The sequence below is a fragment of the Shewanella sp. MF05913 genome, assembly GCF_059758095.1.
Genome location: NZ_JCAYNT010000001.1, coordinates 1 through 23,559 on the forward strand (window position 1 = coordinate 1; position 23,559 = coordinate 23,559).

A 23,559-nucleotide genomic window follows, 5' to 3' on the forward strand; every position below is an offset into this window, starting at 1 on the left:
AACCCTAAGGATTCGAACCCCTGTTACCGCCGACTCTTTATAAACCAAGTGGGCGATGTCCTAATCTCTATTTCTAGACGAATGGGACACATTTGATACGTTATACTCTGTATCGAGTGAATACTCATTAATGTCTGTAGGCTAAACATCAATGCTAATCATCTACTTAAAGACTGTTAAGTAAGTGGTGGAGCTACACGGGATCGAACCGTGGACCTCTTCACTGCCAGCGAAGCGCTCTCCCAGCTGAGCTATAACCCCGTCTTACTTAATGCTTTTGAATATGCTACTAGAAAAAATCTAACATCATGTCTCAACTGCGAGGCGCATTCTATGCAGCATACCCAAAAGTGTCAACTCGTTTTTTAGGAATTTATTCTATCTGCTACAAATTCAATCGCTTTGGATATTCTTTGTGCAGATCTTTCTTTTCCGATTAAGAACAAGGTTAAATCTAACGCAGGAGACTGTCCTGCGCCAGTAACCGCAACGCGTAAAGGCATACCGACTTTACCCATGCCCACATCAAGTTCTGTCGCTGTCGCTTCAATAACGTTGTGAATATTCTCTACACTCCAATCATTTAGTTCAGATAACTTTTGATTGAACAATGTTAAAGGCTCTAGTGCCACGCCGCGTAGATGCTTCTTAGCTTGTGCTTCATCGAAGTTATCAAAATCTTCATAGAAGTAACGGCTTGAAGCGGCTAATTCTTTTAATGTTTTTGCTCGTTCAGATAATGCGGTAACAATTTCAGTTAACGCTGGACCATTACTAGTATCAATTTTCTGATCTTCCATATGCCATTGCAAATGTGATGCGACATAAACAGGATCGAGAGACTTGATATAATGTTGGTTTAACCAAATGAGCTTATCAGTATTAAAAGCTGAAGCAGCTTTATTGATATCATCTAACTTAAACAGCGTTTTCAACTCTTCCATTGAAAATATTTCTTGATCGCCATGAGACCAACCTAAGCGAACAAGATAGTTTAATAGTGCTTCTGGTAGATACCCATCATCACGGTATTGCATAACGCCCACAGCACCATGACGTTTAGATAGCTTGGCGCCATCGTCACCTAGAATCATCGACACATGTGCATATTCAGGGATCGGTGCGCCTAATGCTTTAAGGATATTGATTTGGCGTGGCGTATTATTGATATGATCTTCACCGCGTACAACGCAGGTAATACCCATGTCCCAGTCATCTACTACAACACAGAAATTATAGGTCGGTACGCCATCGGTACGCTTAATGATTAAATCATCAAGCATATCGTTAGAAATTTCGATTCGACCACGAACGTGATCATCAAATATAACACTGCCTTCAATTGGGTTTTTAAAGCGAATGACAAAAGGTTCGTCAGTGTCACGAGGTGCAAGGTTACGACAACAACCGTCATATTTTTGTTGCAAACCTTGCGCAGCCTGATCTTCACGCATGCTCTCAATGCGTTCACGCGAGCAATAGCATTTGTATGCAGTGCCGGTATCTAGCATTTGCTCGATAATTTCGTTGTAACGATCAAAACGTTTAGTTTGGTAATAAGGGCCTTCATCCCATGTTAGTCCTAACCAGTTCATACCATCAAGAATGGCATCACATGCTTCTTGAGTTGAACGTTCAATGTCAGTGTCTTCAATACGAAGCACGAATTCACCATTGTTAGCACGTGCGTGCAACCATGAATAAAGTGCAGTACGAGCACCACCTACATGAAGAAAGCCTGTTGGACTTGGAGCAAAACGCGTCTTAGTAGTCATAATCGGACACTAACCTATTTATAAACGTCTAAATAAAGACAAACAAAAAAATGTGTTGCTATTCTAACAGTCAAATTCAGTAGTTGAAATGGTGAGGGGGGGCAAACCTGAGATAGTTTTTAAATTTACTTTATCTATAGTGAAAAGAATAGGCTTGAATGCTTGACGATAACAATCCATTTTAGCCATTGAATACAAAGTTTGTTATTGCTATTTATAAGAGCGATTAATCAATTCAAGTTTGATTATGAATATAAATAATCTATAACAATCTATTGATTAACAAAGCATCAAAGCGAACAATTTTAGGTCGACTGACATTTTTTTAATTAAAAAGCGTTGACAGGTTTTACTTGCCCCCTATAATACGGCCCCACACAGCATGAGGTCGCTTAGCTCAGCTGGGAGAGCACCTCCCTTACAAGGAGGGGGTCACTGGTTCGAGCCCAGTAGCGACCACCATATCTTCATTGATGAAGATATTCTTATGTTGATTACATCCCAGGTCGCTTAGCTCAGCTGGGAGAGCACCTCCCTTACAAGGAGGGGGTCACTGGTTCGAGCCCAGTAGCGACCACCATGTAATCTGATAAAATGATGTGTAGAGTCCCAGGTCGCTTAGCTCAGCTGGGAGAGCACCTCCCTTACAAGGAGGGGGTCACTGGTTCGAGCCCAGTAGCGACCACCATTTCTCCAATAGAAAGGTCGGACTCAAACGTAAAATATCCCAGGTCGCTTAGCTCAGCTGGGAGAGCACCTCCCTTACAAGGAGGGGGTCACTGGTTCGAGCCCAGTAGCGACCACCATATTTTATGCGTTTAAAGCTTGATATCCCAGGTCGCTTAGCTCAGCTGGGAGAGCACCTCCCTTACAAGGAGGGGGTCACTGGTTCGAGCCCAGTAGCGACCACCATATCAAACCATAATATCTACGTTATATCCCAGGTCGCTTAGCTCAGCTGGGAGAGCACCTCCCTTACAAGGAGGGGGTCACTGGTTCGAGCCCAGTAGCGACCACCATATTCTTCGTTATGCCCTCAAATTTAGTCAATATCCTTCCATATTTAAGAAACTCATATCTCATTTTGGTAATTAAATTTTGTTTAGATTATTCTAATCCGATTGTTACAATTCAATTGTACTGATAATTTTCTTCATATTTTGGCCGTAAAAAAGCCACTCAAATAGAATGGCTTCCTGGTGTTACAACGCTGAAAATTATGACATTAATCTAACCCTAAAAAACCACCAGTTTGATGTGACCAGAGTTGTGAATATATTCCATTAGCTTTAATCAGCTCTTGATGAGTGCCTTGTTCTACAATTTTGCCTTGGTCCAATACAATCAGACGGTCCATTGCTGCAATGGTGGATAACCTATGGGCAATCGCAATAACCGTTTTACCTTCCATTAATTCGTATAAAGACTCTTGAATAGCTGCTTCGACTTCTGAGTCGAGCGCTGAAGTGGCTTCATCGAGTAATAATATCGGGGCGTTTTTAAGTAAGACTCTTGCTATTGCGATACGCTGGCGTTGACCACCAGACAACTTAACGCCGCGCTCACCAACCTGTGCATCTAAGCCTTTATTACCGAAAGGATCCGTTAACGTATCAATAAAATCAAATGCTTGGGCTTGAGTAATTGCGGCCATCAATTTTTCTTCGCTAGCGTGTGGATCGCCATAAAGAATATTTTCGCGAATCGAGCGATGTAGTAGTGATGTATCTTGAGTCACCATGCCAATGTTGGCACGTAATGAATCTTGAGTAATGTCCGTTAATGGTTGGCCATCAATAATAATTTGTCCCTGCTCGACATCATGAAAACGCATCAGTAAGTTCACTAATGTCGATTTTCCTGCACCTGAACGACCCACTAAACCGACTTTTTCACCTGGTTTAATATGTAAGTCAAGCGCATCGATAACCCCTTTTTTCTCACCGTAATGAAAACTTACCTGGTTAAAATCAATTTGACCGTGGTTAACAACAATGTCCTTTGCATCTGGTTTATCTTGAATCGCAATAGGTTTTGACAAAGTATTCATGCCGTCAGTTACGGTACCGATATTTTCAAATAACGAGCTAATTTCCCACATAATCCATTGAGACATGCCGTTCAAACGCAGTGCTAAGCTCACAGCAATTGCTATTGCGCCAACGGTAATGGCACTGTCTGCCCATAGCCAAATTGAAACAGCAGTGATAGTGAATGCCAATAAATAATTAATGATTTGAACTAACACGTTAATCACTGTGACTAAACGCATTTGGCCATAAACCGTGTTTAAAAAGATGCTCATACTGTCGCGCGCATAATCCGCTTCTTGCTTGGTATGAGAAAACAATTTTACGGTGGAAATATTGGTGTAACTGTCAACAATACGGCCCGTCATTGTTGAACGGGCATCAGCTTGCTCAGTGGCTACAGCTTTTAGTTTAGGCACTAATTTCCATTGAATAGCAACATAGGCGGCTAACCAAATCAGCATAGGCAATACAAGGCGTACATCGGCGCTGGCAATCATGACTAGCATCGAGGTGAAATAAATCAAAATGTACATCAGTACATCTAATAATTTCATGACTGTTTCGCGCACAGCTAACGAGGTTTGCATCACTTTAGTGGCTACGCGGCCAGCAAAATCGTCCTGATAAAACGAAATACTCTGCTTAAGTAAATAACGGTGTGCCTGCCAGCGAATGGCCATTGGGTAGTTGCCGAGCAACGTTTGATAGACAATGGATGCATGCAACCAGACTAAAAAAGGGATAACAAATATTACAATAATTGACATACCAATTAAGGTTACATGTTCATCTTGCCATAATGTCTGTGGGTTCTTAGTGACTAACCAATCAACTAATTTTCCCATAAATCCAAATAACGACACTTCGAGAATGGCAAGCATTGCCGTGAGTACAGACATAACAATTAATGGCCAACCAAACCCGCGAGTATAATGACGACAGAATGCGTATAAGGTATTAGGCGGTTGAGTCGGTTCTTCTGGTGGTAAAGCTTGGGTCAAAGATTCAAAAAATTTAAACATCTATTGCTCTAACATGGTTAGTGAGATTTCTGATGCATAGGATAACGTAAAAATGACAAATGTAATGGGTTAAATTGTTACCGTATACAAATGCGATTGAGTTCCGTTTTCCGCTAGGTGTGGTATTTTGCCTTAGGTAAAATAACCCAATGGCACGTTATACGAGACTCTTAAGATGAATGTTCAGTATGCTTTTTATTTTTATTCAGTTGCAGGTATAGGTTACGCCAATTGATGGGGGCTTCAATAGATTGCACATTGACAGCACAAGTATGCCAGCAGGCTAGGCTTAGTCGTGACGCACGTTTTGATGGTCAATTCTTTACCGGAGTGCTAACAACGGGGATTTATTGTCGTTCAATTTGTCCGGCTCCGCCCCCTCATGAAAAAAACGTCCGCTATTTTGATTCTGCAATAAAAGCCGCTAATGCAGGTTTACGACCTTGCCTTAGATGTCGTCCCGATAGCGCACCCAGTTCGCATGCTTGGTGGGGTACTGACACCACATTAAATCGTGCAATTACATTAATTGAGCAGGGATTTTTAAGTGGTGATAATGCAGGAACGATCACTGAGCTTGCTGATCGGCTTGGGATCACTAGTCGATATTTAAGTCAGCTTTTTAATCAAGGTGTCGGCACCTCGCCTAAACGGTTTGCGATTTATCAGCAATTGATGTTTGCAAAACAACTTATTCATCAAACGTCATTATCTATGACTGATGTCGCCATGGCGGCAGGCTTTAATAGTATTCGACGTTTTAATGAAGTTTTTAAACAAGAGCTTATGCTTACACCATCAGATTTACGCAAACAGCATAATACACTGACATTAACGAAAATCCATTCGGATAATGAAGTCATGTCAGTGAACCCTATTCAACTCGCCTTAGCCTATCGACCGCCACTAAATTGGCAAAAAATGAATCGCTTTTATGCTTTTCGCCAAGTCGAACACATGGAGGTCATTGATGGAAACGGCGGTTATGCGAGAAGCTTTTCGTTCTTTGGTGTTAACGGTGTCTTTTCGGTGAGTCCGAATGCCCAAAAATCGCAACTTGATGTGAGCATTTATTTTGTTAACGTAGACGACGTGAAGCATTTGCACAAAATTGTTACCAAAATCAGGTCTATATTCGACTTGGATGCAGATATGCAGGTCATTGAAAAAGCATTCGTTCCTATTTCATCTCTAGGGGCTAAAGTGGATGCTGGTTTACGGATCCCCGGCACAGGTAATGTATTTGAAGCTGCATGCAGGGCGGTTTTAGGGCAGCAAGTCAGTGTGGTGCAAGCGACTAAGTTACTCAATACGTTAGTGCAGTATTATGGTGACGCACTCACCATAAACGGCAAAACGTGGCGACTCTTTCCTTCACCCCAAGTCATCGCCCAAGCCTCACTTGATGAGTTAAAAATGCCTGGAGCACGTAAACTCGCATTGATTGCTTTGGGCCAATTTGTTGAGCAATATCCAGACTCTACACCACAAGATTGGCTAGCGGTTAAAGGTATTGGCCCATGGACGGTGGCTTATGCTCAAATGCGAGGCTTAAGTGACCCTAATGTATTTTTGGCCACTGATTTGGTGATAAAAAATCGCCTTTATGCGTTGCATCAACTCGCTAACAAACCTATTGAATCAACTAAAATATATGCCCAAATAGCCAAAGAAATTAGCCAACTTGTCAGCCCTTGGGGCAGTTATTTAACGTTTCAGTTATGGGATGAAGACCCACTGAACCCAACAGAAGAGTAAAATGATGCCAATAATTGCTCCCCCAAGAATACACGCTATTGTTTCTAGCCCCGTGGGTTTGCTTTCGCTCAAAGCATCCGAGCATGGTTTAACCCATTTACAAGTTTATGATTTAGCGCTGATTTGTGCAGATGTGATGATTCAATCATCGACAACGTTAATGAGTCATCACGAAGATGACTCATTAACCGCTGAAGCAAAACGACATATTGAGGTGACAATCCAGCAGTTAGCAGAGTATTTTTCCGGCACAAGGCAGCAGTTTAGTGTCACGCTAGCCGCCAAAGGTACTGAGTTTCAACTACAAGTGTGGCAAGCATTAAGTGAACTGGCTTTTGGTGAAAGCTGCAGTTACAGCGATATAGCCAATATCATAGGTCGGCCCAAAGCGGTTAGGGCCGTTGGTGCGGCTAATGGCGCTAATCCTATCGCTATTATTGTTCCGTGCCACCGCGTGATAGGTAAAGGCGGTAAGTTAACCGGTTATGCTTATGGTCTGGGCATGAAGCAATGGTTGCTTAACCTAGAAGCGAGCGAATAAATCGTAATTAATCTGACTGATGCGCCAAAGTGCGGTAAAATGTCCGATTGTTATCCATTGTTGAGCGCATCAGATCCATGACACAAGCTTCATTAGCTACCACCTTTGCAGAATTTGGCCTAAACACTTCGTTGTTGGCTCGATTGGCAGAGCTTCAATATCTTCAGCCTACGCCGATTCAAGCCCACACAATACCCAGTATTTTAGCGGGCAAAGATTTATTAGCAGGCGCTAATACTGGCTCAGGTAAAACCGCAGCGTTTGCATTGCCGATATTGCAGCAGTTAATGAAACGCACCAATGTTAATGCCACCAAAGGAAACTTTGCCAGTGCTTTGGTATTAGTGCCGACACGCGAGCTTGCCAAACAGGTCGCCGACAGTTTTAAATCTTATGCCGTGCACTTAAATGGCGACATCAAAGTAGTTGCTGCGTTTGGTGGTGTATCGGTTAATACTCAAATGCTCGCTTTACGTGGCGGTGCAGATGTTGTTGTGGCAACACCCGGTAGATTATTAGATTTAGTGTCATCCAATGCGATTAAGTTATCTGCAGTGACCACATTAGTACTTGATGAAGCCGACAGAATGCTCAGTTTGGGCTTTACTGAAGAGTTATCGCAACTTATCGCCTTACTGCCAAAGAAAAAGCAAACACTGCTGTTTTCGGCCACATTTCCTGAAGAAGTGCGCCAGTTAACTCAAGCGTTATTGGTTGAGCCTTTAGAAGTACAGTTACAAAGCGCTGAAGCAAGTACTCTGGTACAACGTGTTATGACGGTTAACCGCGAGAAGAAAACCGCTTTGCTTGCGCATTTATTACTAGAACATCAGTGGCGCCAAGTATTGATTTTTGTCAGTGCTAAAAATAGCTGTAATCACTTAGCGCAAAAGTTGGCTAAACGTGGCATTAGCGCTGAAGTGTTTCACGGTGATAAAGCGCAAGGTGCACGTAGTCGAGTACTCGAAAGCTTTAAAGCTGGAGAGATACAGGTATTGATTGCAACCGACATAGCCGCGCGGGGTTTGGACATTGAAAAACTGCCCGTAGTAATTAATTTTGACTTACCACGCAGTCCAGCAGATTATATGCATCGCATTGGCCGAAGTGGCCGCGCAGGAGAGGTTGGTTTAGCGTTAACCTTGTTATCGCATGATGAGTATCATCATTTCTCAGTTATTGAGAAAAAGAATAAAATTCGTCTTGAACGTGAACAAGTTGGCGGATTCGAAGCCGACGATAATATGCCTGATGTTGTGTTAGAACAACCTAAACCCGTTGCAAAAGCGGAAGGTACAGGTAAGAAAAAACGCAAAAAGTCACCCCCAATTAATGTTGATATTTGGGCTAAAAAACCAGATTAGTAGTAGGTAATATGAAACATATTTTTTGGTTAGTTGATGATCAAATCGCAGGGCGAAGTGGTCCTAATAAAGATGCATGGGACTTAGCAGAGTTAAAGCAAGCCGGGTTTGGCGCGATTGCATCATTAAACAATGGTGAAGGCTGTGATACTGCTGCCATGGCACAAATAGGTTTAAAGCATAGGGTCTTTAATTTACCAGACAACATTCCACCTAAACCGCAAGATTTAGCGGTATGTGCGGAAATTTTGCCGCAAATTTTGGCCTTTATTCGTCAATGTGAAGCTGAGGGATTACCGGTATTATTGCATTGTCGCTCTGGTATTAACCGCACCGAAATGGTGATGGCGTATTACATGATGGAAAATGGTGCCGCCCCTGTACATGCAGTAAGCCAGGTGCGTAATGCCAGTGGTTTAGCATTTGATGCAGATGGCTGGGATCAATTTGTTTATGATGTGCTTTATGAGTTACAGTCAGCATCAAATTAATAAGTCATTCTGTTTGTTAAGGTACTTGCAAGCAGATTGAATACACACTCAACACCGAGTGTAAGGGAAACATCAAGATAGATCGTTAAGATTTATCTCAATGTTTCCCTTTATTTTTTGTGAAATCGTCATCACTGTGAATTTTTTTGTATTGTGATCCGTATGTGTTAAAGGCACGCTAAACTTTGGCGATAAATGCTATAGTGAAAAAGACAAACGTGTGAACAAGGGGAAACAATGAGTCCAAAAATGAGCAAAGCGAATCAATCGCAAGGTCTATTGCTTTTTAGGTTGAACCAAACCCAACAGTTTGCATTGGGTACCTTAAAAATTCGTGAGCTTGTTCCGTATACGCCGTTAACCAAAATCCCTCATTCTCATCCCGCTATTATGGGCGCAGCAACAATCCGTGGCATGACGATTCCTGTTATTGATATGGCTGCTGGCATTGGTTTTAAGCCTGTGACAGATCAAGAACGTCAAGATTGTTACATCATCATTACCGATTGCCAACGCATGGTGATTGGTTTTTTAGTGCGCGCAATCGATAAAATCATTGAGTGTAATTGGCGCAACATTGAGGCACCTTCAGATAATTTAGGCAAAAATGCTTTTTTAACTGGAGTGACTCGGTTTGATGACAAACTAGTACAGCTTCTTGACGTAGAGTTATTATTATCAAAAATATTTCCTGACGATCCCATCACTAATCGCGCTATTTTGACCGACGTTCAACGAGAGAAACTCAAACCGTTACGCATTCTCTTAGTCGATGATTCAAAAGTGGCTCGTAAGCAGTTATCTGATGCATTAGATTCAATCAACATTGCCTATCAAGTGACATCAGACGGCCACGAAGCATTGCAAATGATGTTGCAAGCTGCAAAAGAGCGTGCGCCGATAGATTTACTTGTCAGTGATATTGAAATGCCTGGCTTAGATGGTTATGAACTCGCGTTCGAAGTTAAAAATAATCCCGATATCGCCAATGCTTATATTATCCTACACACATCATTATCTAGTGAGATCAGCGTGAGTCAGGCTAAGCAAGTTGGGGCTAATGAAGCATTAACTAAGTTTGATGCCAAAGAGTTGATTGACGCTATGTTGCGCGGCGCTCAAACAAAACAAGTTGTTTGATAAACAGTAAAAACATCAATATTTTCTATAGCCTTGGGCTTGCAACATGTTTAACAACTTGATTGCATTTTATATAGAACAGATAAATTATTGTTCATTTAAACCACAACGATTGATTTTTTTTACTCTTTTGTGCTCAACACTAGACTTCTTATGTTCCATCCTGATATATAGCTACAAGGCTTTTTCGGTGCACCGCGCCTAGTGATAGCCTAAAGCTAAAACCGTTGAGTTATTTCTGAAACGCTTATGTTGAGTTAAATTGTTAACATGGATGCCAACAACATAATAATTTTCAGAGATATAGGTTAATTTGTGTATCGCTTTATAGGCTAACAACAGTTGTTTTATAAGGTACTACGCTCTTAACCACTGCATTAGCTTTAGCGATTACTAACGATTAAAAAGCCATTAATATAATAATCATAGGTTAAGCAATGAATCAGAAAAAATCACTGTTAGCTCGAATCGCTAGCGGTAGCTTAGTGCTACAAATTATCAGCGGGATCATTTTGGGAGTGATCTTAGCCAGTGTTTCAACAACCGGTGCCCACAGCGTGGCATTTTTAGGTTCGCTGTTTGTTGGCGCACTAAAAGCCATTGCACCCGTACTTGTATTTGTATTGGTCGCATCATCGATTGCTAATCAAAAGAAAAACAGTCACACCAATATGCGCCCAATCATTGGTTTATACCTTTTAGGGACCTTTGCTGCGGCGTTTACTGCGGTTATTTTCAGTTTTGCATTTCCAACGACATTATTACTGGCAACCGGAATTGAAGGTTCTAACCCACCTCAAGGTATTACCGAGGTGTTAAATACGTTATTATTTAAAATTGTCGATAACCCTGTCAACGCATTGTTAACTGGTAACTATATCGGTATTTTAGTGTGGGGCGCAGGGTTAGGTATTACCATGCATCACGCCAGTGAAAGCACTAAGCAAATGCTGTCAGATCTAAGCGATGCCGTATCCAATATTGTTCGCTTTGTGATTCGCTTAGCCCCAATCGGTATTTTCGGCTTAGTGGCCGCTACATTTGCTGAAACAGGTTTCGAAGCACTAGCAGGTTATGCTCAGTTATTAGCGGTACTCGTTGGCGCAATGTTATTTATTGCCTTAGTGGTTAACCCACTCATTGTATTTGCTAAAATTAAGCGCAACCCTTATCCATTGGTTCTAAAGTGCTTACGTGAAAGTGGCGTAACGGCCTTCTTTACTCGTTCGAGTGCAGCCAATATTCCAGTTAACATGGCGTTGTGTGAAGAGTTAAAGTTGCATAAAGACACTTACTCTGTATCTATCCCATTAGGCGCGACCATCAACATGGGCGGCGCGGCTATTACCATTACCGTGTTAACCCTTGCTGCAGCACACACACTTAACATTCCGGTCGACTTTATGACCGCGTTGTTATTGAGTATTGTTGCGTCGGTATCAGCTTGTGGTGCGTCTGGTGTGGCTGGTGGGTCGTTATTGTTAATTCCATTAGCTTGTGGCTTATTTGGTATTTCAAATGACGTTGCAATGCAGGTTGTCGCGGTAGGCTTTATTATAGGTGTTATTCAAGACTCAGCTGAAACTGCGTTAAACAGCTCTACTGACGTTATCTTTACGGCTGCGGCATGTGAAGCTGCCGAAGCGAAAGAAGCGGCTCAAGCAAGTTAAATTATAGTGTACAAAAAATGCCGGCCCATGGGATAACTGTGGCGCCGGCATTTTTGTGATTAATTTATACCGTTATTCTTATTCTGAGTTCAGGCTTTTAGAATGGATGTTGGCTAAAAAAGTTCATTTCAACTTGGGTGTACGGGTGTGTAATGGTTAATGATTGCGCATGTAAATTGAGGCGTTTACTGGCTTGTATGATTTCTGCATCGCCATAAAACTCATCACCTAATATAGGATGACCCAGCGCCAGCATGTGCACCCTTAATTGGTGGGTGCGGCCAGTATGAGGCTTAAGTTCCATTAAGGTTGAATTTTTGCGGAGTTCTAGCACACCAAAATAAGTCAGCGCTGCTTTACCTGACTCGGTTAACATCTGAAAAGGGGGGGTATCAGGGTTTGGGCCGAGTGCAAAATTCACTTTACCTTGCTGTTCCAATACCTGGCCAAATACTTCAGCAATATACACTTTTTTGGCTTGGCGGTTTTGAAACTGAATTTTTAAGTGAGATTCCGCTTTTTTGGTACGCGCAAAAATCATAATGCCAGAAGTATCACAATCTAAACGGTGGATTAAAATCGCTTCTGGGTAACGTTGCTGTAAGCGCGTTATCGCGGTGTCATGGGTGTCTGGTGAGCGCCCTGGATTTGATAACAATCCAGAAGGTTTATTAATCACAATAATATCACGGTCTTTATAACGGATGTCCAACCAAGGAATTGACGGTGGTCGATAAGTAAAGATGTGCATGATGGAATTGTCTCTTTAATAAACTAAAGTTATGCCTGAAAGTAACGCGCGCATACTAACAAAATTTGTTAAGCAACGAAAATAAGATAACGTCAATAGAGGATATAAGTGGAATGTTTAGGATCAAATAACAACATGCTGCCATTTAATATCTCAAGTAGAGGTTAACTACAAGCTTGCAAACCACAAGCGAAGAGACATGCCCCAACTGCTGGTGACCCCCGATGTCACAAAGCGAATTTGATTGTTACTGTCGACAATATAAATTGCAGGTAGGGCGGTTGCCCCCCATTGTTGGCTATAATCGTTGCCATTGATGTGTTGATTGATGACCGCAAATTGGTAATCATTATGTTGCATAAAAGCGTCAATGTCGGCATTTGAACCAGAAGCGACAGCAACAGAAACAACGGGGTAATCTTGAGCGTTAGCCACATTATTGACCATTGGCGAGGTGACTTTACACACTGGGCACCATGTTCCCCAAAAATACACTAAGGTTGCTTTATTGGCCCGCGCAGCAGTATTAAAGAGTGACACCTTATCGTTGTTGATAAAATGGTTATTGACCAAGCTACTTTTTATTAAGTCGCCCTTTACTAAGCTGGCATTAATAGGAGGAGCTGTACCTGTTTGCATGTCACGATGAAGGTAACTGGCAACGGCAAACATCAGCACCGCGAATATTGCGCTGTCTCGTAAAGCCAATAGCCAAAAACGCGGTGAACGAACGTTGCTACCGACAGTCTTTATTACACGGGTTATCCATATTGGCATATTGAGAGCTTACTTCATCTTAGGGTAAATATTGGCTTGGGGTTTTACGACTGTAGATCTTGCTGTAAGCCATTAACTGTGGGTAAAAAGTTCGAAACGCTATTTCAATCTCAACGTAAAGTTTATCAACGTCACGTATCGCATGGTCAAATAGTTCCGGTTTTGACAATCTCTGGCTAACCCCTTTTATCGCTTGATTTAACCCTTGCTTCGTTTGATAGCTACTCAACCAATCCTGTTGGATTATTTTAGGTGCGATAGCTTGTAAACTTGCAGGTAATTCAGCAGTGGTATTAAGTTCCTGGTAGGCTTTTTGGCAAAAGACATCGAGTTCTTGATGATGGTATTCTTCCCAATAAAACGCTAAGTAATGGTCAAACGTTAAATCGATTAATATCGGGGCGACTCGGCGAGACGTTTTAGGGAATTGTTTCAATAAATCGATAATAATTTCATGGCTATCAGTGACTTGATCTATTTGACGATGCAACCAAATTCCTTGTTGAAGATGTTGAGGGTGATCTTCAATTTTTCCTTTGGCGAAATCACCGCACAAATTAGCGACTAGGTGGGTATCGCTTATGTCAGCTAAATGTAAGTGAGCTAAAAAGTTCATATTTTGTGCTTCTAATTTTATTATTTTACAGTATGATACAAGCCGTTTGTAACAAAGCATTACAATAATGACAAGCTGCTTGGTTCAATCATAACGCTTTATACACAAATGTCATGGAGTATTGTGTACTGTGTTGGAATAACGGCTATAAATTAGTGTTAGCTAATTGATTATAAAAATTAAGGCTTTATTTAGGGATCATGGATGATGAAAGACTGGCTTAAAAAAATCTTCGGCAGGCCGATTGCGGCTAAAACAAATAAAGTACAGATTGATATGCGTTACGAAGTTCATTCTTTTAAGTCTGATAAAACGACAGCGCAGCCAACAACGGCAACGTTGGAACACAACAGTCTCAACTCTCCCACATCACTACAAAAGCCGACAAAGTAATCAGTAAACTTGATCTTAACTTGCGCTCGCCATAGACTAGCGGCCGTTTTTACTGTTGAGATATTACTATGCGCGTTGCTGACTTTTCTTTTGACCTTCCAGATGAGCTTATTGCTCGCTATCCAACGGCACAGCGCAATGCGTCGCGTCTATTAACCCTTAATGGTATAGACGGACAGTTAGCGGATAAGCAATTCACTGATTTACTTGAGTTAATTAACCCAGGTGACTTAATGGTGTTCAATAACACCCGAGTGATCCCAGCACGCTTATTTGGCCAAAAAGCCACAGGTGGCAAGCTTGAAATCCTAGTTGAGCGTATGCTTGATGATAAGCGTATCCTTGCCCATGTTCGTAGCTCAAAATCGCCAAAAGTGGATACATTAATTCACTTAGATTCAGGTTATCAAATGAAGATGCTTGCGCGTCATGATGCTTTATTTGAACTAGAATTATTAGGCGATAACACTATTTTAGCCGTCCTTGAGCAAGTCGGACATATGCCTCTTCCTCCGTATATCGACCGTCCTGATGAAGATGCGGACAAAGAGCGTTATCAAACTGTTTATAATCAAACGCCAGGAGCCGTAGCTGCGCCTACCGCTGGTTTGCATTTTGATGAAGCAATGTTAGCCGCGTTAAAAGAAAAGGGCGTCAATGTTGCCTTTGTTACTTTGCATGTTGGCGCGGGGACATTTCAGCCTGTTCGTGTTGATAATGTGCTTGAACATAAAATGCATTCTGAATGGGCAAATGTTTCGCAAGATGTTGTCGATCTTATTGCACAAACGAAAGCCAATGGTCACCGAGTTGTCGCCGTTGGTACGACGTCAGTACGTTCGCTAGAAAGTGCTGCTCGCGCTTGTGGTGATGCGCCTCTTGAAACGTTTAGCGGCGATACTGATATCTTCATCTACCCTGGTTATCAGTTTAAGATTGTTGATGCGATGGTGACTAACTTCCACTTACCCGAGTCAACGTTAATCATGTTACTCAGTGCGTTTGCTGGTTACGATGAGGTCATGGCTGCGTATCAACATGCTATAGCGCAAAAATATCGCTTTTTTAGCTATGGCGATGCCATGTTTGTGACGAAAAAAGCCCCCTAATAGCCGAAATTGATTTACAATAGCCGCCAATAAACGCCCGCAAACAGTGGGCGTTTTGATGTTTTAATGTGTTCTTAACCTTGAAGCATTAAAATTTGCCCTCATTACTATAGAAACTAAACAAGTCAGACTGTTTATCTGGCAAGGTGATTTATGAAATTTGAATTAGACACAACGGATGGACGTGCGCGACGCGGACGTTTGATATTTGACCGTGGCACAGTAGAAACGCCAGCATTTATGCCTGTAGGTACTTACGGTACCGTTAAAGGTATGACGCCTGAAGAAGTGCGTGCCACTGGTGCAGACATTTTATTGGGTAATACTTTCCATTTATGGCTACGCCCTGGCGAAGAAATCATGCGCAAACATGGTGACTTGCATGACTTTATGAACTGGCAACGTCCAATATTGACTGATTCGGGTGGATTTCAGGTGTTTAGCTTAGGCGACATTCGTAAAATCACCGAAGAAGGCGTGCATTTTCGTTCACCGATTAATGGTGAAAAAATCTTTTTAGATCCAGAAAAATCAATGCAAATTCAGGATTCATTAGGTTCTGATGTCGTGATGATTTTTGACGAATGTACGCCATACCCTGCAACACATGACGAAGCGCGTAAATCAATGCAAATGTCACTACGCTGGGCAAAACGTTCGCGTGATGAGTTTGACCGCTTAGAAAATCCTAATTCACTGTTTGGCATTATCCAAGGCGGTGTTTACGAAGATTTGCGCGATGAAAGTGTCAAAGGATTATTAGACATTGGCTTTGATGGTTATGCCGTTGGTGGCTTAGCGGTTGGAGAGCCTAAAGCAGATATGCACCGCATTTTAGAGCATGTTTGTCCGCAGATCCCTGCTGATAAGCCTCGCTATTTAATGGGGGTAGGTAAGCCTGAAGATTTAGTAGAAGGTGTGCGTCGTGGCGTTGACATGTTCGACTGTGTCATGCCAACACGTAATGCCCGTAATGGCCATTTGTTTACCAGTGAAGGGGTAATCAAAATCCGTAATGCGCGTCATCGTGATGATACCGCAACGCTTGACGCTAAATGTGATTGTTATACCTGTAAAAACTATTCACGTGCTTATTTATACCATTTAGATCGTTGTAATGAGATTCTCGGTGCGCGTTTAAACACCATTCACAACCTACGTTACTACCAAATGTTGATGGAAGGTTTGCGCGGCGCAATTCAGACAGGTACATTAGACGCCTTTGTGAAGGAGTTCTATACCAGTCTTGGTCGTGAAGTACCTGAGTTAATCGATTAATTTTAGCTAATAAGAAGAGAGAACTATGTTAATTTCAAATGCTTATGCAAGCCCAATGGGTGGCGCTGCCGGTGGCGAAACCATGCAGTTAATTTTTATGCTTGTGATGTTCGGGTTGATTTTCTACTTCATGATTTTCCGTCCACAGTCAAAGCGCGTTAAAGAACACAAAAACCTAATGGCAGCAATTTCAAAAGGTGATGAAGTGTTAACTAGCGGTGGTATTTTAGGCAAAGTAACCAAAATCAGCGAAGAAAGTGATTACGTGTTATTAGCTATTAACGATAACAACCAAATTACGATTAAAAAGGATTACATCGCAGCGGTATTACCTAAAGGTTCTATCCAGTCGTTATAAGCCAAGAGGGCTATGGTGTGTTAAATAAATACCCAATGTGGAAAAACATCATGGTGGTGCTTATCATCGCCATTGGTGGTTTTTATGCCATACCGAATCTGTTTGGTGAAGACCATGCAGTTCAGGTAGTGGCAACTCGTGGTGCAGAAGTAACTGCGTCAACTCAAGCCAACGTTGTACAAATGTTAGAAGGTAAGGGCATTGCAATTAAGCGTGCTGAGCTTGAAAACGGACAATTGTTAGTTCGAGTACAAAACCCTGAGCAACAGTTAGTGGCTAAAGAGGCCATTGCTGAGCAACTCGGACAAAAATTTACCGTCGCACTTAACTTAGCGCCAGCAACCCCTGAATGGCTTGAAGCTGTTGGTGGTTCGCCAATGAAGTTAGGTTTGGACTTACGTGGTGGTGTTCACTTCTTAATGGAAGTGGATATGGGCGAAGCGATCCGCAAAATGGAAGAAGCCAAAGTGGCTGATTTCCGTAGCCAACTACGTGAAGAAAACATCCGTTACGCTGGTGTTCGTAAAACCCCTAAAGGCATTGCAATTAAGTTTCGTGATGCTGATACGGTTAGCAAAGCTGAGAATTATTTAAAAACTCGCAGCAACGATATGGTCTATACCGATGCAAGCACTGATAAAGAGTTTGTATTACTGGCAACGATGAGTGATGTATACCTTAAGCAAATTAAGGAAGAAGCATTACAACAAAATATCACGACTATTCGTAACCGTGTTAATGAGTTAGGTGTTGCCGAACCGGTAGTACAACGTCAAGGCGCTGAGCGCATTATTGTTGAACTACCTGGTGTGCAAGATACCGCCCGTGCAAAAGAGATTCTAGGTGCAACAGCATCGATTGAGTTTCGTATGGTTGACGACAAAGCTGATGTGAGTGCAGCGGCGAGTGGCCGCGTACCAGCCGGAGCTGAAGTGTATCAGCGCCGTGAAGGTGGCATTGCCGTTCTGAAAAAAGAAGTGATGCTAACGGGTGATCATATTACCGGTGCACAACCGGCATTTGATGAATACAGCCGTCCGCAAGTTGCGATTAATCTTGACGCGAAAGGCGGCTCGATTTTTTCTAACGTGACCAAAGACAACATCGGTAAACCAATGGCAACATTGTTTATTGAGTACAAAGACAGCGGCTTACGTAATCCTGATGGCACCGTTAAAATGACACGTATTGAAGAAGTCATTTCGGTTGCGACGATCCAGGCGCGTTTAGGTCGTAACTTTGTGATTACGGGTCTTGAGCACAGTGAAGCCCAGAGCCTTGCATTACTGCTTCGTGCTGGTGCGCTTATTGCGCCAGTGACAATCGTAGAAGAACGTACTATTGGTCCAAGCCTAGGTGCTGAAAACATCGAAAACGGTGTACAAGCAATGGTATGGGGCATGGTTGTTGTGCTGGTATTTATGATGGTTTACTACCGTGCATTTGGCTTTATCGCCAACCTTGCATTGATGGCTAACTTGATTATGGTTGTGGGCGTAATGTCGATGATCCCTGGTGCGGTATTAACCTTGCCTGGTATTGCTGGCATGGTGCTAACAGTCGGTATGGCTGTTGACGGAAACGTGCTTATTTTTGAACGTATCCGAGAAGAAATTCTAGGCGGTCGAAGCGTACAACAAGCCATTCATGAAGGTTATGGTAATGCGTTTTCAACCATTGCCGATGCTAACATCACCACCTTTATGACAGCACTTATCTTGTTTGCTGTGGGTACCGGTGCGGTCAAAGGCTTTGCTGTTACCTTAATGATAGGTATCGCGACTTCGATGTTTACAGCCATTGTTGGCACACGCTCAATCGTCAATGCGATTTGGGGTGGTAAGCGCGTTAAGTCATTATCTATCTAAAGGAGAAGTTGAATATGTTTCAGATATTTTCAGTAAAAAACACAGTCGACTTTCTTCGTCATGCATTTCCTATCAGTGTTATGTCGCTTGTCTTAGTGATTGCTTCTTTTGTGTCGCTAGGCGTGCAGGGCATTAACTGGGGATTAGACTTCACTGGCGGTACTGTTGTTGAGATGGAGTTTTCAGCACCGGTTGACTTAAATGCGTTGCGTGCAACCATGACAACGGATGACGCTGAAGGTGCAGTGGTACAGAACTTTGGTTCTAGCCGCGACGTTTTAGTGCGTTTACCTGTAAGAAGCGAACTGAAAAGTGATGCTCAGGTGGCTGCAGTATTAACGGCGGCTCAATCAATTGATGCTGGTGTAGTGCAAAAGCGTGTTGAGTTTGTGGGTCCACAAGTCGGTAAAGAGTTAGCAGAACAAGGCGGCCTCGCGGTTATCGTTGCCTTAATCTGTATTCTTATTTACGTTTCATTTCGTTTTGAATGGCGCCTAGCAGCAGGTTCTGTTGCGGCACTCGCTCACGACGTGATTGTGACCTTAGGGGTGTTTTCGGTATTACAGCTGGAGTTTGACTTAACGGTATTAGCTGGTTTGTTAACGGTTGTCGGTTACTCACTTAACGATACCATCGTAGTGTATGACCGTATTCGTGAAAACTTCTTGAAAATGCGTAAAGGCACACCTGAAGAAATTGTGAATACCTCAATTACTCAAACTATGAGCCGTACTGTTATTACTACCGGTACGACCTTGATTACGGTTATTGCGCTATTCCTTAAAGGTGGCACCATGATCCACGGCTTTGCGACTGCATTGCTATTGGGTATTTTTGTGGGTACATACTCATCAATTTACGTGGCGAGTTATTTAGCCATTAAATTGGGTATTAACCGCGAACACATGCTACCGGTAGAGATTGAGAAAGAGGGCGCAGATCAGCCTTCAATGGTGCCTTAACACGCATTGTTACTGCTCAATTGCTCACAACAAACCCCAGCTTGCTGGGGTTTGTTGTTTTATCGTTATCAATTATTAAATGTGTTTTAACACTCGCCTGAAATCAATGCCCCCAGCAGCTTTTTCTTTGCGTACTAGCTATTTGCAAGGGAACAACCATAACTATATTGCGACGTCTTAACCAAACACCACTGAGCGCATTCTGAGTGGTCACTTATTAATGCGGATTGGTATAAAACGTTATCGTTGCTAGCATGAAGTATTAGGCTGGATGTTGTTGGTTTTATCGCTGAGCAGATTGTTCACGAAGATGTTGTTCACAGGCAGTAACTAGGGTTTGATACCAAGGCGTGTCAGTTTCGATGACTAAGGCTTCCCAGCCATCGGTACTCAATATCTCTACGGTAACTAATTTAAGCGAGCGATCATTGTTTACCGTTAGCCTAAATGTTCCTACCGCAGTGTTTAATCGACTAATGTTAATCAGTTTGCGGTTAGCGGTTTGAGTATTTATGCTTATCATCGCCTAACGTCCTTTATCACGACGTAATGTCGTTGATATCATAAAACATCTAACCCGCTTTTATTTGTACTACAGGAGCTTTAGTGGCTTGCGGCGCATATACACCAGTGCCTGTCATTGCAATATGATTAAAATTTTTGCTAATCATTTTACTGCCGACATCTTTAGAGGTTTCTGGACGGCTAATTAAATAGCCTTGAATGCAATCAATGCCGAGCTTTTTCACTAATTCAAACTGTGGCGCGGTTTCAACACCTTCAGCAACAATTTTTAAATCAAGGGTTTTACCCAAGCCACTAATTGAATTTAAAATCTTTTCATATTTTGGGTTAATGTTAGCTTGGTCAATAAACAGTTTATCAATTTTAATCACATCCACAGGTAAATTAGCCAAGGTGGACAGCGAACTAAAGCCAGTACCAAAGTCATCAATGGCAATTAACACTCCGGCTTGACGCAGTTTTTCTAAATCTGATATCACGTTTTCAGAAGCATCAATAAAGCAAGACTCGGTGATTTCCAATAATAGTGCTTTAGGCGGTAATCCGACCTTATTAATGATTTCCATCACCCAATCATGAAGCGGGATATGGGCTAACTGCACCCCAGAAATATTGACAGATATTCTTACCTTATTCATACCTGCATTATACCAAGCCGCCATTTGGCGACAGGCTTCAATCATGATCCAATTACCCAGTTCTAAGATTAAGTTAGAGTCTTCTGCAATGGGAATAAATTCAGCAGGCGAAATAGAGCCTTCTGTTGGATGGTGCCAGCGTACGAGGCATTCAAAGTAATCGATGCTGAAATCGTTCACATTCACAATGGGTTGAAAGGATAAACTAAAGTTTTGGCTCGCCATAGCCAGGCGCATTTCTTCAAGTAAATAGTGATAACGACGCATTTTATTGCCCATTTCAGGCGAATAAACACGGTAAATACCTCGTCCATCCGTTTTAGCGCGATACATTGCAACATCGGCCATTTGTAATAAGGTGTTGGGATTTGCCGCACTGTCGGGATAAACCGCAATCCCAATGCTTGCACCAATTTTAATTAACTTATTGCCTAATACAAAATCGCCTTCTATTTCTTGTAATACATTTTGAGCAACTTCTATAGCGATGTTTTCATCTTGTAAGTCTTCAATAAATATCGAGAACTCATCACCACCTAATCGCGATAAACTTAACTCCAAGCCTAATGTTGGTGCAAAATGACTGAGTTTGCGGTTTCGCACCACAGTCGCAAGTCGTTGGGCTACCTGAATTAATACTTCATCACCAAAACTGTGGCCAAACGAGTCATTCACCTGTTTGAAGCCATCAAGGTCGATAAACAATAATGCCTGTTTTATCTTTAGGGCTTGGGCTTTTTCAAGTTGAGTTTGCAGGTGTTGTAAATAAGCATGACGGTCTATCAGTCCTGTCAATTTATCTTGATGTTGGCTAATGATATTTTTATGCTGTTGCTCATGAATTTGTTTATTGAGCTCAATCAGTGCCAGGCTCAGTTTAGAGATAGTATTTTGTTGTTCAACCTGAGGCGGAGTAATATTAAAGGCTGCCAATAGCTTATTGGTTTCGTTGTTGACCACTTCTAAAGACTTATCAAGCTTTCTCTTTTGTCGGCGAGTAATATAAAACGGAATGCCTATGGCAAAACTGCCTAAAAGCAACAAAGGCAAGTTGCTGAATAGCATAATGTTATTAAAGGCTTCATCAAGACTGATTACTTTTATTTTATTATCAATCTTTGACAACACAACATAGTTTTTTTCGTTGTCGGACACAATTTTGTAGTTCAACAACATGTTTGCCCAATGATTGTTTACTGGGGTCACATTACGTTGATCGAATTGTTGTAAATTGACGTTGTTATTATCGCGATTAAAGACTTGTAAACTTTGGTTTAGCGTTAATATAACTAAAAGATATAACCCGACCAATAAACTTAAACAAAGCAAGATTATTTTGGATATTCGCATTAGTCAGGGCTCTTAATAGTGAATTATATTGTTTTTTTGACGAGCTATTAATTGAAGTAACCCGTTTATAATGAATTTCTGAGTGTAGAGTATATGTCACCATTTAACAATTAAGTCTGTGGTTTTTATTCATTTTTTAATGAGTATGGTTGAGGTCAGAAATGTTTTTATTTATGTAAATCAACAATGAGTTAGCCTCAAGTTGAGACCATAACTCAACGCTAAGATGGGCCAGCATTCAAGCTTTAATTAAGATATAAACTTGCTACTCATAATGAGGCATCTATTTAAATCTAAGCCATTGATACACCGTTTTTGTGCCATTGCGTTCAAGTGTTCAAAATACTCTCTTTGAAATAAAGTCATTATCTATGTGTAGGCTAATACTTTTTACTGACAAATAAGCATGGCTATAATAATCTTATTTTATAGCGTGTTTTTTGGCGTGATATAACGCGAACGTTATGCAGTGATTAATCCACTATTAAGGTAAGTTAAACGTTATCACATATTCAGCTTGACCATTCTCGGTTGACGTAAACTCGCCTTGACCAATATATTCTGTCAGATTTTGTGTGCCGGAACCCGCAATAACCGTAAATTGGCTTTGAGCTACGCCTGCGATAAATGTTCCATTATGCTGAAATATGATCCGGCCTGTGATTTCTGGTGTTGTAACCGTTAGCTCCTCTATACCGGTAAATACCGCAGTAGTATCTTGTTGATATGACATTACATAACGGATCTCCGCCAAGCCGGTGATGTCTCCAGAGTAAGTTTGTTTTATGTTTGCAATCGTTTGCTTCGTGCCATCGTCATGCTCTGCGTATGACGTTTCATTCCATTGGGTGATTTGAAAAACGCCTTTTAAGACAACCTTGGTCATGTTGAGTCCTTTTGAACACGAGCTTTGCTCTATGTTATCGATAAGCTTAAGGTAATCATTGTTTAACAGAAATGTCCAATTTATACCATTCCGTGTTAATAAGTGATGATTAAGCGAGAGTGTAAAAGGGCTTAAATAAGGTGCATGAATGAATAGTGGTTCTCTTTCGAAGTCATGCAATGCAGTGTAAGCCTTTTTTACACTCGCCAGAAAGGAATGCCCCTGCAGTTTTACTTTGCGTTGTCGCTATTTGA

Annotated in this window: 20 protein-coding genes and 7 tRNA genes; 18 read left to right on the top strand and 9 right to left on the bottom strand. The window is 41.8% G+C overall.

What is annotated here, in order from left to right:
• Nucleotides 1–185: 185 nt before the first annotated feature.
• Nucleotides 186–261: transfer RNA gene (locus AC19MV_RS00005), tRNA-Ala, on the bottom strand.
• 104 nt (nt 262–365) lie between these two features.
• A complete protein-coding gene (gene gltX, locus AC19MV_RS00010) occupies nt 366–1,775 on the bottom strand; it encodes a glutamate--tRNA ligase (protein ID WP_432401729.1) in 1,410 nt (469 codons plus the stop codon).
• 386 nt (nt 1,776–2,161) lie between these two features.
• On the opposite strand from gltX, the gene AC19MV_RS00015 reads away from it, so the two are divergent.
• The 6 genes from AC19MV_RS00015 to AC19MV_RS00040 all read left to right on the top strand — a co-directional run bounded on the left by AC19MV_RS00015 (nt 2,162) and on the right by AC19MV_RS00040 (nt 2,794).
• Nucleotides 2,162–2,237 (top strand) — tRNA-Val (locus AC19MV_RS00015).
• A 42-nt stretch (nt 2,238–2,279) separates the two neighbouring features.
• Nucleotides 2,280–2,355 (top strand) — tRNA-Val (locus AC19MV_RS00020).
• A gap of 32 nt (nt 2,356–2,387) precedes the next feature.
• Nucleotides 2,388–2,463: transfer RNA gene (locus AC19MV_RS00025), tRNA-Val, on the top strand.
• Nucleotides 2,464–2,505: 42 nt separating this feature from the next.
• Nucleotides 2,506–2,581, top strand: a tRNA-Val gene (locus AC19MV_RS00030).
• A gap of 30 nt (nt 2,582–2,611) precedes the next feature.
• A tRNA-Val gene (locus tag AC19MV_RS00035) sits at nt 2,612–2,687 on the top strand.
• A gap of 31 nt (nt 2,688–2,718) precedes the next feature.
• A tRNA-Val gene (locus tag AC19MV_RS00040) sits at nt 2,719–2,794 on the top strand.
• A gap of 206 nt (nt 2,795–3,000) precedes the next feature.
• Here the strand turns inward: AC19MV_RS00040 and AC19MV_RS00045 are convergent.
• Nucleotides 3,001–4,830, bottom strand: a complete 1,830-nt coding sequence (locus AC19MV_RS00045; protein WP_498305099.1) for an ABC transporter ATP-binding protein — start codon at nt 4,828–4,830, stop codon at nt 3,001–3,003.
• 258 nt (nt 4,831–5,088) lie between these two features.
• On the opposite strand from AC19MV_RS00045, the gene AC19MV_RS00050 reads away from it, so the two are divergent.
• The 6 genes from AC19MV_RS00050 to sstT all read left to right on the top strand — a co-directional run bounded on the left by AC19MV_RS00050 (nt 5,089) and on the right by sstT (nt 11,794).
• Nucleotides 5,089–6,588, top strand: a complete 1,500-nt coding sequence (locus AC19MV_RS00050) for a DNA-3-methyladenine glycosylase 2 family protein (RefSeq protein WP_498305101.1) — start codon at nt 5,089–5,091, stop codon at nt 6,586–6,588.
• 1 nt (nt 6,589) lies between these two features.
• Nucleotides 6,590–7,129: a methylated-DNA--[protein]-cysteine S-methyltransferase gene (locus tag AC19MV_RS00055; protein WP_498305103.1), complete on the top strand. Its 540-nt coding sequence runs from the start codon at nt 6,590–6,592 to the stop codon at nt 7,127–7,129.
• Between the two features lie 77 nt (nt 7,130–7,206).
• The gene (locus tag AC19MV_RS00060) at nt 7,207–8,493 is read left to right on the top strand and encodes a DEAD/DEAH box helicase (RefSeq protein WP_498305105.1); all 1,287 of its coding nucleotides are present in this window, start codon (nt 7,207–7,209) and stop codon (nt 8,491–8,493) included.
• Nucleotides 8,494–8,504: 11 nt separating this feature from the next.
• A complete protein-coding gene (locus tag AC19MV_RS00065) occupies nt 8,505–8,984 on the top strand; it encodes a protein-tyrosine phosphatase family protein (protein ID WP_498305107.1) in 480 nt (159 codons plus the stop codon).
• 237 nt (nt 8,985–9,221) lie between these two features.
• Complete coding sequence (locus tag AC19MV_RS00070; RefSeq protein ID WP_432401741.1) at nt 9,222–10,124, top strand: chemotaxis protein; 903 nt, start codon at nt 9,222–9,224, stop codon at nt 10,122–10,124.
• 437 nt (nt 10,125–10,561) lie between these two features.
• A complete protein-coding gene (gene sstT, locus AC19MV_RS00075; protein ID WP_498299401.1) occupies nt 10,562–11,794 on the top strand; it encodes a serine/threonine transporter SstT in 1,233 nt (410 codons plus the stop codon).
• A gap of 97 nt (nt 11,795–11,891) precedes the next feature.
• On the opposite strand, the gene AC19MV_RS00080 is transcribed toward sstT, so the two are convergent.
• From AC19MV_RS00080 to AC19MV_RS00090, 3 genes are all read right to left on the bottom strand, one after another.
• Nucleotides 11,892–12,545 (bottom strand): RluA family pseudouridine synthase, encoded by a 654-nt coding sequence (locus AC19MV_RS00080; protein WP_498305109.1) that lies wholly within the window; start codon nt 12,543–12,545, stop codon nt 11,892–11,894.
• A 168-nt stretch (nt 12,546–12,713) separates the two neighbouring features.
• The gene (locus AC19MV_RS00085; protein WP_498305111.1) at nt 12,714–13,322 is read right to left on the bottom strand and encodes a protein disulfide oxidoreductase; all 609 of its coding nucleotides are present in this window, start codon (nt 13,320–13,322) and stop codon (nt 12,714–12,716) included.
• Between the two features lie 19 nt (nt 13,323–13,341).
• Entirely contained in the window at nt 13,342–13,938 is a 597-nt protein-coding gene (locus AC19MV_RS00090; protein ID WP_498299404.1) for an acyl carrier protein phosphodiesterase, read from the bottom strand.
• Between the two features lie 204 nt (nt 13,939–14,142).
• On the opposite strand from AC19MV_RS00090, the gene AC19MV_RS00095 reads away from it, so the two are divergent.
• The 6 genes from AC19MV_RS00095 to secF all read left to right on the top strand — a co-directional run bounded on the left by AC19MV_RS00095 (nt 14,143) and on the right by secF (nt 19,906).
• Nucleotides 14,143–14,331 carry a hypothetical protein gene (locus tag AC19MV_RS00095; protein WP_498305112.1) on the top strand — a complete coding sequence of 63 codons (189 nt, stop codon included), beginning with the start codon at nt 14,143–14,145 and terminating at the stop codon, nt 14,329–14,331.
• A 68-nt stretch (nt 14,332–14,399) separates the two neighbouring features.
• On the top strand, nt 14,400–15,440 hold the full coding sequence (queA, locus tag AC19MV_RS00100) for a tRNA preQ1(34) S-adenosylmethionine ribosyltransferase-isomerase QueA (protein WP_498305114.1): 1,041 nt from the start codon (nt 14,400–14,402) through the stop codon (nt 15,438–15,440).
• Nucleotides 15,441–15,593: 153 nt separating this feature from the next.
• Nucleotides 15,594–16,718, top strand: coding sequence for a tRNA guanosine(34) transglycosylase Tgt (tgt, locus tag AC19MV_RS00105; protein WP_432401755.1), 1,125 nt, complete (start codon nt 15,594–15,596; stop codon nt 16,716–16,718).
• A 25-nt stretch (nt 16,719–16,743) separates the two neighbouring features.
• Nucleotides 16,744–17,076: a preprotein translocase subunit YajC gene (gene yajC / locus AC19MV_RS00110; RefSeq protein WP_432401757.1), complete on the top strand. Its 333-nt coding sequence runs from the start codon at nt 16,744–16,746 to the stop codon at nt 17,074–17,076.
• Between the two features lie 17 nt (nt 17,077–17,093).
• Nucleotides 17,094–18,944: a protein translocase subunit SecD gene (gene secD, locus AC19MV_RS00115; RefSeq protein ID WP_498305116.1), complete on the top strand. Its 1,851-nt coding sequence runs from the start codon at nt 17,094–17,096 to the stop codon at nt 18,942–18,944.
• Nucleotides 18,945–18,958: 14 nt separating this feature from the next.
• Nucleotides 18,959–19,906 carry a protein translocase subunit SecF gene (gene secF / locus AC19MV_RS00120; protein ID WP_498305117.1) on the top strand — a complete coding sequence of 316 codons (948 nt, stop codon included), beginning with the start codon at nt 18,959–18,961 and terminating at the stop codon, nt 19,904–19,906.
• Between the two features lie 283 nt (nt 19,907–20,189).
• Here the strand turns inward: secF and AC19MV_RS00125 are convergent, their stop codons facing one another.
• The 3 genes from AC19MV_RS00125 to AC19MV_RS00135 all read right to left on the bottom strand — a co-directional run bounded on the left by AC19MV_RS00125 (nt 20,190) and on the right by AC19MV_RS00135 (nt 23,305).
• Nucleotides 20,190–20,429, bottom strand: coding sequence for a hypothetical protein (locus AC19MV_RS00125; RefSeq protein ID WP_498299409.1), 240 nt, complete (start codon nt 20,427–20,429; stop codon nt 20,190–20,192).
• A gap of 49 nt (nt 20,430–20,478) precedes the next feature.
• On the bottom strand, nt 20,479–22,419 hold the full coding sequence (locus tag AC19MV_RS00130) for a putative bifunctional diguanylate cyclase/phosphodiesterase (RefSeq protein ID WP_498305119.1): 1,941 nt from the start codon (nt 22,417–22,419) through the stop codon (nt 20,479–20,481).
• A 484-nt stretch (nt 22,420–22,903) separates the two neighbouring features.
• The gene (locus AC19MV_RS00135; RefSeq protein ID WP_498305121.1) at nt 22,904–23,305 is read right to left on the bottom strand and encodes a DUF3224 domain-containing protein; all 402 of its coding nucleotides are present in this window, start codon (nt 23,303–23,305) and stop codon (nt 22,904–22,906) included.
• Nucleotides 23,306–23,559 lie beyond the last annotated feature (254 nt).

Bases quoted from the DNA above. Each gene is read 5' to 3' on its own strand.
- AC19MV_RS00080 (WP_498305109.1), bottom strand. From the start codon at position 12,545: ATGCACATCTTTACTTATCGACCACCGTCAATTCCTTGGTTGGACATC.
- AC19MV_RS00095 (WP_498305112.1), top strand. From the start codon at position 14,143: ATGATGAAAGACTGGCTTAAAAAAATCTTCGGCAGGCCGATTGCGGCT.
- AC19MV_RS00045 (WP_498305099.1), bottom strand. From the start codon at position 4,830: ATGTTTAAATTTTTTGAATCTTTGACCCAAGCTTTACCACCAGAAGAA.
- gltX (WP_432401729.1), bottom strand. From the start codon at position 1,775: ATGACTACTAAGACGCGTTTTGCTCCAAGTCCAACAGGCTTTCTTCAT.
- AC19MV_RS00055 (WP_498305103.1), top strand. From the start codon at position 6,590: ATGATGCCAATAATTGCTCCCCCAAGAATACACGCTATTGTTTCTAGC.
- AC19MV_RS00065 (WP_498305107.1), top strand. From the start codon at position 8,505: ATGAAACATATTTTTTGGTTAGTTGATGATCAAATCGCAGGGCGAAGT.
- secF (WP_498305117.1), top strand. From the start codon at position 18,959: ATGTTTCAGATATTTTCAGTAAAAAACACAGTCGACTTTCTTCGTCAT.
- yajC (WP_432401757.1), top strand. From the start codon at position 16,744: ATGTTAATTTCAAATGCTTATGCAAGCCCAATGGGTGGCGCTGCCGGT.
- AC19MV_RS00060 (WP_498305105.1), top strand. From the start codon at position 7,207: ATGACACAAGCTTCATTAGCTACCACCTTTGCAGAATTTGGCCTAAAC.
- AC19MV_RS00085 (WP_498305111.1), bottom strand. From the start codon at position 13,322: ATGCCAATATGGATAACCCGTGTAATAAAGACTGTCGGTAGCAACGTT.
- AC19MV_RS00070 (WP_432401741.1), top strand. From the start codon at position 9,222: ATGAGTCCAAAAATGAGCAAAGCGAATCAATCGCAAGGTCTATTGCTT.
- AC19MV_RS00125 (WP_498299409.1), bottom strand. From the start codon at position 20,429: ATGATAAGCATAAATACTCAAACCGCTAACCGCAAACTGATTAACATT.
- queA (WP_498305114.1), top strand. From the start codon at position 14,400: ATGCGCGTTGCTGACTTTTCTTTTGACCTTCCAGATGAGCTTATTGCT.
- tgt (WP_432401755.1), top strand. From the start codon at position 15,594: ATGAAATTTGAATTAGACACAACGGATGGACGTGCGCGACGCGGACGT.
- AC19MV_RS00090 (WP_498299404.1), bottom strand. From the start codon at position 13,938: ATGAACTTTTTAGCTCACTTACATTTAGCTGACATAAGCGATACCCAC.
- AC19MV_RS00135 (WP_498305121.1), bottom strand. From the start codon at position 23,305: ATGACCAAGGTTGTCTTAAAAGGCGTTTTTCAAATCACCCAATGGAAT.
- sstT (WP_498299401.1), top strand. From the start codon at position 10,562: ATGAATCAGAAAAAATCACTGTTAGCTCGAATCGCTAGCGGTAGCTTA.
- AC19MV_RS00130 (WP_498305119.1), bottom strand. From the start codon at position 22,419: ATGCGAATATCCAAAATAATCTTGCTTTGTTTAAGTTTATTGGTCGGG.